Source organism: Sphingobium aquiterrae (genome assembly GCF_037154135.1).
Lineage (GTDB): Bacteria > Pseudomonadota > Alphaproteobacteria > Sphingomonadales > Sphingomonadaceae > Sphingobium > Sphingobium aquiterrae.
The window spans coordinates 251,265-265,028 of sequence record NZ_JBANFL010000001.1; the positions used below are offsets into that span (position 1 = coordinate 251,265).

15 protein-coding genes are annotated in these 13,764 nt (G+C 66.5%); 6 read left to right on the plus strand and 9 right to left on the minus strand.

All coding sequences use genetic code 11. The features are described 5' to 3' along the window. Positions 1–41: 41 nt before the first annotated feature. Positions 42–1,544: a cysteine--tRNA ligase gene (cysS, locus tag WFP78_RS01080; RefSeq protein WP_336957912.1), complete on the minus strand. Its 1,503-nt coding sequence runs from the start codon at positions 1,542–1,544 to the stop codon at positions 42–44. 190 nt (positions 1,545–1,734) lie between these two features. Here cysS and WFP78_RS01085 point away from each other — a divergent pair, with 190 nt between their 5' ends. Next, positions 1,735–2,352, plus strand: coding sequence for a hypothetical protein (locus WFP78_RS01085; protein ID WP_336957913.1), 618 nt, complete (start codon positions 1,735–1,737; stop codon positions 2,350–2,352). An 84-nt stretch (positions 2,353–2,436) separates the two neighbouring features. Here WFP78_RS01085 and WFP78_RS01090 read toward each other — a convergent pair whose 3' ends face one another. The 5 genes from WFP78_RS01090 to WFP78_RS01110 all read right to left on the minus strand — a co-directional run bounded on the left by WFP78_RS01090 (position 2,437) and on the right by WFP78_RS01110 (position 8,035). Beyond that, on the minus strand, positions 2,437–2,919 hold the full coding sequence (locus tag WFP78_RS01090; RefSeq protein WP_336957914.1) for a GreA/GreB family elongation factor: 483 nt from the start codon (positions 2,917–2,919) through the stop codon (positions 2,437–2,439). Positions 2,920–2,979: 60 nt separating this feature from the next. Further along, positions 2,980–4,806: a cobaltochelatase subunit CobT gene (cobT, locus tag WFP78_RS01095; protein WP_336957915.1), complete on the minus strand. Its 1,827-nt coding sequence runs from the start codon at positions 4,804–4,806 to the stop codon at positions 2,980–2,982. Then, positions 4,803–5,588 (minus strand): tyrosine-protein phosphatase, encoded by a 786-nt coding sequence (locus WFP78_RS01100; RefSeq protein ID WP_336957916.1) that lies wholly within the window; start codon positions 5,586–5,588, stop codon positions 4,803–4,805. The genes cobT and WFP78_RS01100 overlap by 4 nt, the downstream gene beginning before the upstream one ends. Next, a complete protein-coding gene (gene cobS, locus WFP78_RS01105) occupies positions 5,588–6,595 on the minus strand; it encodes a cobaltochelatase subunit CobS (protein ID WP_336957917.1) in 1,008 nt (335 codons plus the stop codon). The genes WFP78_RS01100 and cobS overlap by 1 nt, the downstream gene beginning before the upstream one ends. Positions 6,596–6,679: 84 nt before the next feature. Continuing rightward, the gene (locus WFP78_RS01110; protein ID WP_336957918.1) at positions 6,680–8,035 is read right to left on the minus strand and encodes an Hsp70 family protein; all 1,356 of its coding nucleotides are present in this window, start codon (positions 8,033–8,035) and stop codon (positions 6,680–6,682) included. 124 nt (positions 8,036–8,159) lie between these two features. On the opposite strand from WFP78_RS01110, the gene WFP78_RS01115 reads away from it, so the two are divergent. Next, on the plus strand, positions 8,160–8,444 hold the full coding sequence (locus WFP78_RS01115; RefSeq protein ID WP_336957919.1) for a DUF1294 domain-containing protein: 285 nt from the start codon (positions 8,160–8,162) through the stop codon (positions 8,442–8,444). Positions 8,445–8,451: 7 nt separating this feature from the next. On the opposite strand, the gene WFP78_RS01120 is transcribed toward WFP78_RS01115, so the two are convergent. Then, entirely contained in the window at positions 8,452–9,081 is a 630-nt protein-coding gene (locus WFP78_RS01120; protein ID WP_336957920.1) for a J domain-containing protein, read from the minus strand. 49 nt (positions 9,082–9,130) lie between these two features. Between WFP78_RS01120 and WFP78_RS01125 the strand changes: the two genes are divergently transcribed. From WFP78_RS01125 to WFP78_RS01135, 3 genes are read left to right on the plus strand one after another with little or no spacing between them, the layout of a single operon-like run. Further along, positions 9,131–9,430, plus strand: a complete 300-nt coding sequence (locus WFP78_RS01125; protein ID WP_336957921.1) for a BolA family protein — start codon at positions 9,131–9,133, stop codon at positions 9,428–9,430. Between the two features lie 51 nt (positions 9,431–9,481). After that, a complete protein-coding gene (locus WFP78_RS01130; RefSeq protein WP_336957922.1) occupies positions 9,482–10,201 on the plus strand; it encodes a glutathione S-transferase in 720 nt (239 codons plus the stop codon). Further along, positions 10,198–11,100, plus strand: a complete 903-nt coding sequence (locus WFP78_RS01135; RefSeq protein ID WP_336957923.1) for a pirin family protein — start codon at positions 10,198–10,200, stop codon at positions 11,098–11,100. The genes WFP78_RS01130 and WFP78_RS01135 overlap by 4 nt, the downstream gene beginning before the upstream one ends. 114 nt (positions 11,101–11,214) lie before the next feature. Here the strand turns inward: WFP78_RS01135 and WFP78_RS01140 are convergent, their stop codons facing one another. Beyond that, on the minus strand, positions 11,215–11,919 hold the full coding sequence (locus WFP78_RS01140; protein WP_336957924.1) for a glutathione S-transferase N-terminal domain-containing protein: 705 nt from the start codon (positions 11,917–11,919) through the stop codon (positions 11,215–11,217). A gap of 26 nt (positions 11,920–11,945) precedes the next feature. Next, the gene (locus tag WFP78_RS01145; RefSeq protein WP_336957925.1) at positions 11,946–13,031 is read right to left on the minus strand and encodes a DUF2332 domain-containing protein; all 1,086 of its coding nucleotides are present in this window, start codon (positions 13,029–13,031) and stop codon (positions 11,946–11,948) included. A 66-nt stretch (positions 13,032–13,097) separates the two neighbouring features. On the opposite strand from WFP78_RS01145, the gene hisG reads away from it, so the two are divergent. After that, the gene (gene hisG / locus WFP78_RS01150) at positions 13,098–13,760 is read left to right on the plus strand and encodes an ATP phosphoribosyltransferase (protein ID WP_336957926.1); all 663 of its coding nucleotides are present in this window, start codon (positions 13,098–13,100) and stop codon (positions 13,758–13,760) included. Positions 13,761–13,764 lie beyond the last annotated feature (4 nt).

Below are 13,764 nucleotides of genomic sequence, written 5' to 3' on the forward strand. Positions count from 1 at the left end.
CCCGCCGGCGGGGCAGGGGTGGAAAGGGCACTCGTCCGCGTTCAACCCAGCGAGACCTTCCATTCCCACCGCAGCGGATCGCCGTCCATCACCTCCACGCCGCGCGCGATCAGCGCGTCGCGGATGGCGTCCGAGGCGGCGAAATCCTTGTCCGCGCGCGCCTGTTGCCGGCGGTCCAGCTCCGCCTCGATCTCCGCTTCCCCGATCTCCGCCGCCTTGGGGCGGATGCGCAGGTCGGCGCGGGTCAGGGTGAGCAGGTTGAGGCCCAGCGCTTGGTCCATCGCCGCGATCAGGCGCAGCCGTTCGTCCACCGGCACCTTCTTGCGGCCGATCACCTCTTCCAGCAGCGGCAGGGCGCGGGGGACCATCAGGTCGTCGGACAACGCCGCGTCGAACGCTTGCAGCAGCGGCACCAGCTGCGGGTGCAGGTTGCCGCGCAGGACATCGAGGTCGGGTGATTGCCAGGTGACGGCTTCGGCGCGGGCCTTCAGCCCTTCCACCGCCATGACGAGGCGCTTGAGCCGGGTCAGCGCGCCGCCCAGGCTCTCCGCGCCGAACTCCAACTCGCTGCGATAATGCGCGCCAAGGCACAGCAGGCGATAGGCGAGCGGATGCACGCCGGCGTCGATCAGCGAGAAGAGCGTCGTGAAGCCGCCCCTCGACTTGCTCATCTTGCCGCCGCGATCAACAAGGAAGTTGTTGTGCATCCACCAGCGCGCGCCGGTGAAGCCGGTCGGCACGCCGCCGTCGACGGGCGTGCAGCCGCAATAGGCCTGGTTCTGCGCGATCTCATTGGGGTGATGGATCTCGCGATGGTCGATGCCGCCGGTGTGGATGTCGAAAGGCTGGCCGAGCCGGTCGAGGCTCATCACCGAGCATTCCAGGTGCCAGCCCGGTGCGCCCTTGCCCCAGGGGCTGTCCCATTCCATCTGGCGCTGCTCGCCCGGCGGCGACTTGCGCCAGATGGCGAAGTCGGACGGGTGGCGCTTGCCCTCCACCGGGTCGATACGGGCATTGGCGGCGTCATCGCGCCCGCCGGCCAGCGCGCCATAATTCGGCACGGTGGTCGAATCGAAATAAAGGCCGCTTGCCAGCTCGTAGCAATGCCGGTCGGCGATCTTTTCGGCGAAGGCGATCATCTGCGGCACATATTGGGTCGCCACCGTCCATTCGGTCGGTTCGATGATGTTGAGATCGCGAATATTGCTCTTGAACGCCTCGGTATAATGGGCGGCGATATCCCAGATGCTCTTCGCCTGCGCGCGGGCGGCGGCCTCCATCTTGTCATCGCCCGCGTCCGCGTCGCTGGTCAGATGGCCGACATCGGTGATGTTGATGACGTGGCGGACGGCATAGCCCTTCCACAACAGCGTGCGGCGCAGCGTGTCGGTGAACACATAGGCGCGCAGATTGCCCAGATGCGCGTAATTATAGACCGTCGGCCCGCAGCTGTAGACGCGCACTTCCTTCGGGTCGAGCGGCGCGAAGGGCGCGATCGTGCGGGTCAGGCTGTTGAACAGGCGCAGGGGGGCTGTCTCGGTCATGGCGGGCCGAGCGATGGGGCAAGCCGCGGGGAAGGTCAAGGTGGGGGTGGACGCAATATCCAACGTCAGCCTGTTAACTGTTTTCTATGAAGTATTTCAGGATATTTCAAAGTATTTCATCGATGAAATACGGTAAATTTTAAAATAAATATCCGATCTGTTCGTCACCGATAACAACGGGGGACGCTATATGTCAAATATTTCCGGGATCATGTCGAGCGCGTCGGGCTTTTCGCCGCGCGCAATGATGGACAAGCGCATCGATTCCGCCGTGCAGGCGGGCAAGCTTTCCGAAACGGACGAGACGGCGCTGGAAACCGCGCTGGACGCGATCGACGCCGTGCTGGGTGCCGGTGCGTCATCTGCCTCTGGCACCGAAACCACCAGGCTCGACCCTTCGGAGATGAAGAGCCGGATCGACTCGCTGATCGACGATCAGGTGAGCGCCGGCACGCTGACCGAAGATCAGGCCACAGCCCTACAATCCTTCTTCGCCCAGGGCGGACCGCAGCCGGCGGGGGCAATGGAAGGGAGCAGTGAAACGGCCAGCGCGGACGGGGTCGAGGGCGCGGGATGCGCCGGCGGTCCACAGGGGATGCGCGGCCCGCCACCACCGCCGCCGGCTTCCGACGATAGCGACAGCGATGACAGCACGACCACGAGCGAAAGCAGCGCGGCCGACAAGCTGGATGCGATCATCGCTTTCCTCGAAAATCTGCGTCAGACCATGGCGTCATCGACCTATGGCGCTAGCACGTCGAGCACCGACAGCGCGAACAGCGGCCTGGTGGTCGACAGTCTGGCGTGATGTCGACGGGGTGGGCGTAGGGCTTGCCCGATAAGCCCGGCGTGTGACGGCCGGATATTATGGGGATGCGCGGCGCGGGCGGGTTCAGCCGTTCGCGCTGCTGTCCTCGATCGGCCGGATCGCGACGATCTCGATAGCGTCGACCTTGCCGGCGAAGTCCACGGCCTCGCCTGCTTCCGCCGCCATCATCGCGCGGGCGAGCGGGGCGGAAAAGGCGATGTAGCCGGCGGCGGGGTCCGCCTCGTCATCGCCGACGATGTGGATGGTCCGCTCTGCCCCGTTCAGGCGAAAGCTGACGGTGCAGCCGAAGGTGACGGCATCGCCATCGGGCACCGGCATCGGCTGCGCGGTGGCGAGGCGCGTGCGCCAATATTTGAGCGGGCGTTTGACCTTTTCCAGAGCCGCTTCATCTGTTGTCGCGGCAAGCGCCGCCTCCAGCGCGGCGACCTTTGCCTGCGTCAGCGCCAGGCCGCGCGCCGTCACCAGATTGGGGCCGGGCGGGATCGGCAGATCGACCTTGGGCTCCAGATGCTCCTCGTCGCTCTCCCGGCGAAAGGCTACGCTCATGGCACTCTCCTGATTATCTTTTGCTGAGCCTGTAGAAGGCGAACGGCTCTGGCTGCCGGTTCAATCCTCGTCGAACAGGCCGGCGAGCTGTTCCACCATCGTGCCGCCAAGCTGCTCGGCATCCATGATCGTCACGGCGCGGCGGTAATAGCGGGTCACGTCATGGCCGATGCCGATGGCAACCAGCTGCACCGGCGACCGGTTCTCGATCCAGTCGATCACCTGCCGCAGATGGCGTTCCAGATAGGTGCCGCTGTTGACCGACAGGGTGCTGTCGTCCACCGGCGCACCGTCCGAAATCACCATCAGGATGCGGCGTTCCTCGTTGCGGGCGATCAGGCGGCTATGCGCCCACAGCAGCGCTTCGCCGTCGATATTCTCCTTCAGCAACCCCTCGCGCATCATCAGGCCAAGGTTGCGGCGCGCCCGGCGCCACGGCTCGTCGGCCTTCTTGTAGATGATGTGGCGCAGGTCGTTGAGGCGGCCGGGCATGGCGGGACGGCCGGCGGCCAGCCAGTCCTCGCGGCTCTGCCCGCCCTTCCACGCGCGGGTGGTGAAGCCCAATATCTCCGTCTTCACGCCGCAGCGTTCCAGGGTGCGCGCCATGATGTCGGCGCTGATCGCCGCGATGCTGATCGGCCGTCCGCGCATGGAGCCCGAATTGTCGATCAGCAGGGTGACGACGGTGTCGCGGAATTCGGTGTCGCGCTCGATCTTGTAGGAGAGCGAGCGGGTGGGGTCGATGACGATGCGGGCAAGGCGCGCGGCGTCCAGCATCCCCTCTTCCTGATCGAAATCCCAGCTGCGCGACTGCTGCGCCATCAGCCGCCGCTGCAGCCGGTTGGCGAGCTTGGTGACGGCGCCCTGCAGGCTGACCAGCTGCTGGTCGAGGAAGCCGCGCAGACGGTTCAGCTCATCCTCGTCGCACAGATCGTCCGCCGTCACGATCTCGTCATGGCGGGTGGTGTAGCTCTTGTAGTCGAAGCCGGGCGGCAGGTCGGACATCGGGCGATTGGGGCGCACGGGCATCATGCCCTCTTCGCCCATGTCGTCGGCGCCCTGGTCGCTATCGGCGTCGAAATCGTCGTTATATTCGCTGTCGCCGTCCTCGCCGTCGCTGCTGCTGTCCTGCGGGCGGGCTTCCGTCCGGGCGTCGCTGTCGCCTGTCTGCTCTTCGCCCTGGTCGCCTTCGTCCTGTTCCTGCTCCTGATCCTCGCCCTCTTCCTCGGACTCCTCGTCCGTGGCCTCGGGTGGGGCGTCGGCCTCGATCAGGTCGAGATGTTCGAGCAGGCTGGTCGTCAGCTTCTGAAAGGCGCGCTGGTCGTCAAGGGCAAGGCCGAGCGCGTCGAGATCGCCGCCGGCCTTGTCCTCGATCCACCGGTCGACCATCGCCATGCCCTCGCGCGCTTCGGGCGGTGGCGTCTGGCCGGTCAGCCGCTCGCGTACCTTGAGGGCAAGGGCGGTGGACAGGGGCACCTCATCCTGCCGCCGGGCGCGGCGGATGGGATCGGACTTGATCCGCATGTCGAGCGCATGGTTGAGATTGTCGCGCACGCCCGCCATCGCCCGCGCGCCGATGGCCTCCACGCGGGCTTGCTCGATCGCGTCGTAAACGGCGCGGGCGACGGTCTCGGCAGGCGCGGCGGCGGCGTGGATGCGCATATTGTGATGGCGCAGCTTCAGCGCATTGGCATCGGCAACGCCGCGGGCCAGCGCCACCTGATCCACCGGCAGGTTGCGGCCCGGTGTCGGCACCTTGATCTGCTTGCCCACCATATGCGGCGCGTCGGCGGTGAAGGCGACCTCCACTTCCGCGTCGCGCGCCATCGACCGGGCGGCGCCGGACAGCACATCCTTGAAGGCGTCGAGGGGGGAGCGGGTGGTCATCCGTCGAGCAGGACCGTCCGCAGGGCGCGGCGGGCGGCGGCGTCCACGCCCAGCGCGTCGGACAGATAGGCGTCCAGCCCGCCATGGCGTTCGTCCAGCGCGGCAAAGCCGCTTTCGAGATAGGCCGCGTCGGCGGTCAGCAGCGGCGCCATCGCGTCCGGGCTGGCGCGGCGCCTGCGCGCGACGGCGGTGCCATCGCGATGCGACAGCAGCCAATCCCAGTCGGCATGGTCGTTGGTCGCCAGATAGTCTTCGACGATGGTCGCGCGCGGCACGCCCAGCGCCGCCAGGATCAGCGCCGCGCCAATGCCGGTGCGGTCCTTGCCCGCCGAGCAGTTGATGAGCAGCGGCAGGCGCCCCGAGAGCATCTGCGCGAACATGGCACGATAGGATGCGGCATGGTCCACCGGAATCTCGCGGTAAAGCGCGATCATGGCGGCGCGCATGTCGGCGGCGGTCAGCGCGGGGCTCTTGAGCATCTCGCCAAGGATGCCGCTGCTTTCCCCATAGTCCCGGCAGAAATAGTCGACATCGGCCTCGCCATGCCACAGCGTTGGCTCCGCCGCGCGCTCATTGCCCCGGCGGAAATCGCAGATGGCGCGGATGCCCAGCGCGCGTAGATGGGCGGCGTCGGCGCCGGTCAGCAGGGTCATCGTGCCCGAGCGGAAGAGCATGCCGCGCTTCACGACACGGCCGTCCGCCGTCGCATAGCCGCCGAAATCGCGCAGGTTGAACGCACCCTCCAGAGGAAGGCGGCGCACGTCCTGCGCTACGCTCGACATCATCCCGCCTTGCCCACGATGCTTTCGGGCAGGTCTTTGCCGAACACGCGCTGATAATATTCGGCGACCAGCGGGCGCTCCGCCTCGTCGCACTTGTTGAGGAAGCTCAGGCGGAAGGCGAAGCCGACATCCTTGAAGATGAGCGCGTTCTGTGCCCAGCTGATCACGGTGCGCGGGCTCATCACGGTCGAGATATCGCCGTTGATGAAGCCCTGGCGGGTCAGTTCCGCCACCTTGATCATGTTCTCCACTTCCTTGCGGCCGCCCTCATGGTCATACTCACCGGACTTGGCGAGCACGATCTGGGCTTCCGTCGCGGCGGGCAGATAGTTCAAGGTGACGACCAGGTTCCAGCGGTCCATCTGGCCCTGGTTGATCTGCTGCGTGCCATGGTAGAGGCCGGTCGTGTCGCCCAGGCCCACGGTGTTGGCGGTGGCGAACAGGCGGAACCAGGGGTTCGGGCGGATCACCCGGTTCTGGTCCAGCAGGGTCATCTTGCCGTCGGTTTCCAGCACGCGCTGGATGACGAACATCACGTCCGGGCGGCCGGCATCATATTCGTCGAAGACCAGCGCGACCGGGCGCTGCAGCGCCCAGGGGAGCAGGCCTTCCTTGAATTCCGTCACCTGCTGCCCGTCCTTGAGGACGATGGCGTCGCGGCCGACCAGGTCGATGCGGCTGATATGCGCATCCAGGTTGATGCGGATGCACGGCCAGTTGAGGCGGGCGGCGACCTGTTCGATATGGGTCGACTTGCCGGTGCCGTGATAGCCCTGCACCATCACGCGGCGGTTGAAGGCAAAGCCCGCCAGGATCGCCAAGGTCGTGTCCGGATCGAACACATAGGCGGGGTCGAGATCGGGTACGCGCTCGTCGGCTTCGGAAAAAGCCGGAATCTTCATGTCGACGTCGACACCGAAGACGTCGCGCGCATCCACTTCCCGGTCGGGCGCATCCAGCAGCGTTTCGCTGCGGGTGTCGGGCTGGACGTTGGAAATGTCGGTCATGTCTCTTGTCTTCCTGCGAGTCATATTGCCCCTAACCCAAGCAGCAAGCGGCTGTCGATAGAGAGGCGACCATGAGAAGGACGATCAGGCCGCCCAGCTGGCGAGATCGGGTTCCTGCCCGATCAATGCAAGGCCATGGGCGATGGAGGTCAGCTCATTGCCGGTGGCGATCCGGTCCGCGCCGAATCGCCGGTCGAAAATGGCACGGATCGCGGGGATGAGGGAGGAGCCGCCGGTCAGGAACACCCGGTCGATCGCCTCGGGCGCGGTGCCGGCCCTGGCCAGCGCCTTGTCCACCGTCGCCTCGATCCGGGCGATGTCGTCGGCGATCCAGCCTTCGAAATCGGCGCGGTCGACGTCCGCCTCGATCTCCAGCCCCTGCGCGCCGAAGTGGAAATGGGCGGTCTGCGCCTGCGACAATGCGCGTTTCAGGCGGCCGACGGCATCGTAGAGCGGATAGCCCAGCTCATGCTCGATCACGGCGATCATCCGGCCGATGGCGTCGGGATCGATGGCGTTGCGCTGCAGCTGGGCCAGCTCGTCCATCGTCCGCCGGTTGCGCATCAGGGCGAGGCGGGACCAGTCGGCGAAATCGGCGAAATAGCTGCGCGGAATCTCCAGCTCCTTGCCGAAGGAGCGGTAGAGCCCGCCCTTGCCGAGCATCGGCAGCACCAGCCGGTCGACGATGCGATAGTCGAACCGGTCGCCGGCAATGCCGATGCCTGCCGAGCCCAGCGGCGTGCATCGCCGCGCGGCGCCCGGTTCCGCCACCCGCACGATCGAAAAATCGCTGGTTCCGCCACCGAAATCCGCCACCAATATCGTCGCCGGCCGGGTGAGGCCGGAGGCATAGCTGAACGCCGCGCCCAATGGCTCATAGACATAATGGAGGTCGATGCCGAAGCCCCGGAACATCGCGTCATAGCGCTTTCGGGCCAGCGCCTCGTCCGGTCGCGCGCCGGCATATTCCACCGGGCGGCCGATGACGATGCGTTCGGGCCGGTCGTCCAGCCCGCCGCCGGCATGGGCGATCATCCGCTCAAGGAAGCGCTGGCCCAGATCCTCGAATTTATAGCGCTTGTCGAATACGCTCGCCTGCTCGAAGATCGGGCTGGCGGCGACCGACTTGAACGACTGGAGGAAGCGGCTGTCCTGCGGATATTCCAGATATTCCGCGATCGCCCATGGCCCCGCCTCATGCGCGAGCCCGCCCTTCACGTCATTGTCGTGCCAGAAGCACAGCGCCGAGCGGAAGACGGCGCCAGTCGCCTGCGCGCCCGTGAAGGTCACAAGATCGGATGCCTGGCCGGTGGCGATGGCCGCCACGCTGTTGGTCGTGCCGAAATCGAGGCCGAGCGCGCGGCCATCGATCGCATGGCCATCGATCGCATGGCCAGCAATCGCATGGGAAGAGTCTCGGGCAGGGGCGCTGCTCGACATGGACGGTCTCCAATATGGGGGGCGGGCGCTATGGCAGCGACCGGCCCTTATCGCAAGGATGGATGGCGTGGGCGATGGGGACGGTGGCGTGCTTTTCCCCGCCATCTCCCCTAAGGATCGCGCCATGTGGACGATCATTCTGCCGGCGCTGCTCCTGCTCAACGCCTGGACGATGCTGCGCTTCGGGCAGGACAAGGCGCGGGCCCGTGCCGGCCGGCGGCGCGTTCCCGAAGCCGAGCTGCTGCGCCTTGCCCTGATCGGCGGATCGCCCGGCGCATGGCTGGCGCGGCAACTGTTTCGCCACAAGACCCGCAAGCAGCCCTTCTCGATGCAGCTTGCGCTGATCACGCTGCTGCAGGCCGGCGTCATTGCCGGACTTGCCGGATGGTTCTGGCTGCGCCCGGCATGATCGGGGATCAGGCGAAGGCGGCGGCCTTGCGCAGCTGGCCATAGGCCTGGATCACGCCCTGCAACGCGCTTTCATGGGTGCGGTCGCCGCCATTATGGTCGGGATGATAGCGGCGGACCAGCTCGGTATAGCGCTGGCGCAGCATCTTGCGGTCGGCGTCCAGCGATAGCCCCATGACGTCCAGCGCCTTGCGGTCCTCGGGCGACAGAAACTTCCCATCGACACGCTCGGCCCGGTCGCGCGCGGCCTTGGCCATGCGATCGCGCACGCTGTTGCGGAAGCTGGCGCCGATGGCGTCGAGCGGATCGGCGAAATCGTCCCAGCGCGGCGGCGGGCTGGTGGCATTGGACGAAAAGGCCCGCGTTTCCCGCTCCCATCCGGCATAGGGGCGCTGGGCCGCGGCGATCTCGTCCGGGCTCATGCCGCTGAAATAATTATAGCCCTGGTTGAAGGCACGGACATGCTCCAGGCACAGCCAGCGCCAGCGCGGCCCTTCGCTGCCGTCGCCATGGCCGCCGGCCGCGGGCGCGCGAAACTCGCCGGCCTCCGGGCACCCTGCGACCGCGCATTCATGGCCAGTTTCCACGCGCCCGTGGAAACGGTTGAAACGCCGGGTCGAAAAAGGGTCGGTCGCCAAGAAGAGAAGTCCTGATGCAAAGCCAAACGGGCAAGTCTATATAAGGGCGATGGAACAGAAATCGAAAGGCCCGGTGGCCAGCGAAATTGAAAATCGGCTGCGCGCCGCCCTGATCCCCGAACGGCTCGCCGTCATCGACGACAGCGAGAAGCATCGCGGCCATGCCGGCCACGACGGTTCGGGGGAGAGCCATTTCACCGTGGAAGTGGTGTCGGATGCCTTCACCGGCAAGACCCGCGTCGCCCGCCAGCGGATGGTGAACGCGGCGCTGGCCGACCTGCTGCGCGACAAGGTGCATGCGCTGGCGATCAAGGCGCTGGCGCCCGGGGATCTCAAGCCGGCGGCATGAGGTGAATCGCCGTGCGCGGCAGCGGAAGGGCGGCAGCGAAAAGGTGGGGCGATGGTCGATCAGGCGGCATATGATTTCTGGTACTGGCCCGATATTCCCGGGCGGGGCGAATTCGTCCGGCTGACGCTGGAGGCATGCCGCATTCCCTATCGCGACCGCGCACGCGAAGACGGCGCGCAGGCGTTGGTCGCCGACATGCAACGGCATGGCGCCGGCCCGGCCTATGCCCCGCCCTATCTGGCGATGGATGGGCATACCGTCTCGCAGACCGCCAATATCCTGATGTTCCTTGCCGAACGGCATGATTGTGGCCCGGCGACGATGGAGGCCCGCTACTGGCTGAACCAGGTGCAGCTGACGATCATGGACATGGTGGCGGAGGCGCATGATGTGCATCATCCCCTGTCGGCGACCCTCTATTATGAGGACCAGAAGGCCGAAGCGGCGCGCGCCGCCGCGCCGTTCCGCACGGAGCGGATGCCGGGCTATTTCGCCTGGTTCGAGCGCGCGCTGGGCGCCCGGCATGGCGACTGGCTGGCCGGCGAGCGCTGGAGCTATGCCGACCTGTCGCTGTGGCATCTGGTCGAGGGTCTGCATCATGCCTTTCCGCGCCGGATGGCGACGATCGCGGGGGAGTATCCGCTGATGCGGGCGCTGTGCGGCCGGGTCGCGACGCTGGACGCGCTGCAGGCATATCTGAACAGCAGCCGCCGGATCGCCTTCAACCGCAATGGCATTTTTCGTCATTATCCCGAACTGGACGCCGCATGACCGATAGCCCGATCATCCAGACGATCACGCCCACGACCCACAGCCTGGGCGATTTCCGCGTGCATCGCGCGCTTCCGGCAAAGGAGCGGACGATGGTCGGCCCGTTCATCTTCTTCGACCAGGCGGGGCCGGCCAGTTTCGCGCCGGGGCAGGGGACGGACGTGCGCCCGCACCCGCACATCAACCTCGCCACCGTCACCTATATGTATGAGGGCGCCTTCATGCATCGCGATTCGCTGGGGTCGGCGCAGTTGATCCAGCCGGGCGCGGTCAACCTGATGACGGCGGGCAGGGGCATCGTCCATTCCGAACGCTCGCCCGATGACGAGCGCGCGAAGGCGTCGAAGCTGTCGGCGATCCAGACCTGGCTGGCGCTGCCCGACCGCAATGAGGAAATGGACCCCGCCTTCGAGCATGTGCCGGAAGAGGCGTTGCCGGTGATCGAGGATGGCGGCGTGCGGGCGCGTGTCATCATGGGGTCGCTCTGGGGCGCGGAATCGATGGTCACGACCTATGCCCATACCGTCTATGCCGACATCATGCTGCGGCCCGGCGGGATGATCCCGATCCTGCCGGAGGCGGACGAGCGGGCGATCTATGTCTCGGGCGGCGACGCGGCGCTGGACGGCGTGCCACTGGCGCCGCAGACGCTCTATGTGCTGCGCCCCGGCACGCGCGCGATGCTGATGAGCGTGGATGGCGGCCGGGTGATGCTGTGCGGTGGCGAGGCGTTCAGGACGCCCCGCCATGTGTGGTGGAATTTCGTCGCCTCCACCCACGACCGGCTGATGCAGGCGCGCGAGGACTGGGAAGCGATGCGCTTCCCGCTGATCCCCGGCGACGATCAGGAATATATCCCGATCCCGCAGGGACGGCCCAAGACGGTGAGTTATCCATAGGGCCCGTGCTCTGTCATGCTGTCATTCCCGCGGAGGCGGGAACCTATCTCCCGACGTTTCACCAGGCGCGACTATTGGGAGATGGGTCCCCGCCTCCGCGGGAATGACGTAAATTCACGGCCGCGCCGGGATTTCCAGCCCGCGCTGCACGGCGGGGCGGGCGAGGCCGCGTTCCAGCCATGCCGGCACATTCTTCAGCGAATCATAGTCCACAAGGTCGCGTGCCTCGTAGAAGCCGATCAGGTTGCGCACCCAGCCGAGCGTCGCGATGTCGGCGATGGTATAGTCGTCGCCCATGATCCATGTGCGCCCCTCCAGCCGCGTTTCCAGCACGCCCAGCAGGCGCTGGCTTTCGGCGCGGTAGCGTTCCAGCGGGCGCTTGTCCTCATAGTCGCGGCCGGCGAATTTGTGGAAGAAGCCGAGCTGGCCGAACATCGGGCCGATTGCCGCCATCTGGAAGAACACCCATTGCAGCGTCTCGTAGCGGCCGGCGGTGTCGGCGGGCAGCATCAGTCCGGTCTTGTCGGCGAGGTAGACGAGGATCGCGCCCGATTCGAACAGGGCGAAGGGCTTGCCGTCCGGCCCGTCGGGATCGATGATCGCGGGGATTTTCCCATTGGGGTTGAGCGAGAGATATTCCGGCGTCCAGGTCTCGTTCTTGCCGATGTCGATGCCATGCGGCTCATAGGGCAGGCCGGTTTCCTCCAGCATGATCGACACCTTCACGCCATTGGGTGTGGGCAGCGAATACAGCTGGATGCGGTCGGGATGCTGCGCCGGCCAGCGGCTGGTGATCGGGAAGGCGGAAAGATCGGTCATGGAGCGCTCCGAAAGAGGGGATGTCGTCATGTAGGGATGTGCCGGGGTTCATGCCACTCGATCCATTGGGCATGGGGGTGACAGGTTGCGATATCCCGTTCGCCATCGCCTGGCCAGCAGCTGAGCTTCAGGTGGATGGCGTTGCGCGCCTCGTCCCATTCGAAGCTGATCCAGGCGAGCGGGCGGGCGGCGGTCGCGCGCTGGCCCGCTTCCAGTATCGCCGCCCTGATCTTCGCCTGCCCCTCGGCCGGGATATATTGCAGCACGATGCTGTGGAAGATGGCGCGGGTGACGCCTTCGGCCTGCGGTTCGCGCAGGCGGTCGGCGATCCATGCCGCGGCGTTGCCCCGGTCCAGCGCCGGCGGATGGGCGCGGGCGATGGCGATCGCCTGTTCCAGTCGCGCCATGCGATCGTCCCGATCCGCCCAGACATAGGCCATCAGCCGCTCACCCTGCGCCGGATCGGCCAGGGCGATGGGCGCGATATCGACGCCACGCGTGCGCAGGATCTCGACCTTAGCGTTCGGCGGCGGCGGCCCGCGCCATTCCGGCCGGATGCGCAGGGCCGACGCGGGATCGCCCGCCGCCACGCCGCCCAGATCATAGGCATAGCGATGCAGGTTGAGGTTCAGCCCGGCGCTTGAGCCCAGCTCCAGCAGTTCGAAGGGCTGGCCGAAGCGGGCGGAGGCCATCAGCAGCGCCGCCATGATCGCGGCGGCGCGGCCGACCTCATTGGTCTGGGGCGGGGCATTCAGCCAGCCGGCAAGGAATGCATCCTGCGCGCTCAATATATCGGCCACCACCCGGTCGAAATCGCCGGTCCGGTTTTGGTAGAGCGCCGTCAGGGCATCCGACGCGCCAGCCCTTGCCAGCGCGTGAAAGCCGCCCGCCAGGCGCAGGGCGACCGCCGCATGGCCGCGATTGCCTGGCCAGTCGGCGATCCTGCGCCCGGTGCGCGATGTTTCCCGCAACTGGCGCTTGGCCGCTTCCAGCATGGATGCGGTGAAGGGCGAATCCATCGCGCGGCAGATGCGTGCCTGCCGCAGCAGTTCGCCGCCATCCTCGATCCCGCCGTTCTCGATCCCGCCATTGTCGATCATGCTGTTCGTCATAAGCCTGCCCGTGCGCCGTCCTCTCCGGTTGCCCTTTTCCGGTACGCCAAGTAAAGCGCGCCCATCATGACGCCGCCGCTCATCATCGCCATCCCCAAGGGACGTATCCTGGACGAAGCCCTGCCCTTGCTCGGCAAGGTCGGAATCGAGCCGGAGGCGGACTTCCATAACAGCAAAAGCCGGGCGCTGCGCTTCGCCACCAATCAGCCGGGCGTGTCGATCATTCGGGTCCGCGCATTCGACGTCGCGACCTTCGTTGCGCATGGCGCGGCGCAGATCGGCATCGTCGGCTCCGACGTGGTCGAGGAGTTCGATTATTCGGAGCTTTATGCCCCCGTCGATCTGAACATCGGCCATTGCCGCCTGTCCGTCGCGGAGCCCGAGGGGCTGGCGGCGGAGGATGAGGCGGCGCTCAGCCATGTGCGTGTCGCGACCAAATATCCGCACCTGACCCGCCGCCATTATGAGGCGCAGGGCATTCAGGCCGAATGCGTGAAGCTCAATGGCGCGATGGAGCTGGCGCCGTCGCTCGGGCTTTCGCGGCGCATTGTCGATCTTGTCTCCTCGGGCGCGACGCTGAAGGCCAATGGTCTCGTTGAAACCAGCGTCATCATGCAGATTTCCGCGCGGCTGATCGTCAACCGCGCCGCCTTCAAGATGCGCTCGGCGCAACTGGTGCCGCTGGTCGACGCCTTCCGCCGCGCCGTTGAGGTGCCCGATGCCGCTTAATCCC

Excerpts from the sequence above, each read along its gene's own strand:
- WFP78_RS01085 (WP_336957913.1), top strand. The coding sequence starts at position 1,735 with ATGTCAAATATTTCCGGGATCATGTCGAGCGCGTCGGGCTTTTCGCCG.
- cysS (WP_336957912.1), bottom strand. The coding sequence starts at position 1,544 with ATGACCGAGACAGCCCCCCTGCGCCTGTTCAACAGCCTGACCCGCACG.
- WFP78_RS01145 (WP_336957925.1), bottom strand. The coding sequence starts at position 13,031 with ATGACGAACAGCATGATCGACAATGGCGGGATCGAGAACGGCGGGATC.
- hisG (WP_336957926.1), top strand. The coding sequence starts at position 13,098 with ATGACGCCGCCGCTCATCATCGCCATCCCCAAGGGACGTATCCTGGAC.
- WFP78_RS01140 (WP_336957924.1), bottom strand. The coding sequence starts at position 11,919 with ATGACCGATCTTTCCGCCTTCCCGATCACCAGCCGCTGGCCGGCGCAG.
- WFP78_RS01115 (WP_336957919.1), top strand. The coding sequence starts at position 8,160 with ATGTGGACGATCATTCTGCCGGCGCTGCTCCTGCTCAACGCCTGGACG.
- WFP78_RS01090 (WP_336957914.1), bottom strand. The coding sequence starts at position 2,919 with ATGAGCGTAGCCTTTCGCCGGGAGAGCGACGAGGAGCATCTGGAGCCC.
- WFP78_RS01130 (WP_336957922.1), top strand. The coding sequence starts at position 9,482 with ATGGTCGATCAGGCGGCATATGATTTCTGGTACTGGCCCGATATTCCC.
- cobS (WP_336957917.1), bottom strand. The coding sequence starts at position 6,595 with ATGACCGACATTTCCAACGTCCAGCCCGACACCCGCAGCGAAACGCTG.
- WFP78_RS01125 (WP_336957921.1), top strand. The coding sequence starts at position 9,131 with ATGGAACAGAAATCGAAAGGCCCGGTGGCCAGCGAAATTGAAAATCGG.
- WFP78_RS01100 (WP_336957916.1), bottom strand. The coding sequence starts at position 5,588 with ATGTCGAGCGTAGCGCAGGACGTGCGCCGCCTTCCTCTGGAGGGTGCG.
- WFP78_RS01135 (WP_336957923.1), top strand. The coding sequence starts at position 10,198 with ATGACCGATAGCCCGATCATCCAGACGATCACGCCCACGACCCACAGC.
- cobT (WP_336957915.1), bottom strand. The coding sequence starts at position 4,806 with ATGACCACCCGCTCCCCCCTCGACGCCTTCAAGGATGTGCTGTCCGGC.
- WFP78_RS01110 (WP_336957918.1), bottom strand. The coding sequence starts at position 8,035 with ATGTCGAGCAGCGCCCCTGCCCGAGACTCTTCCCATGCGATTGCTGGC.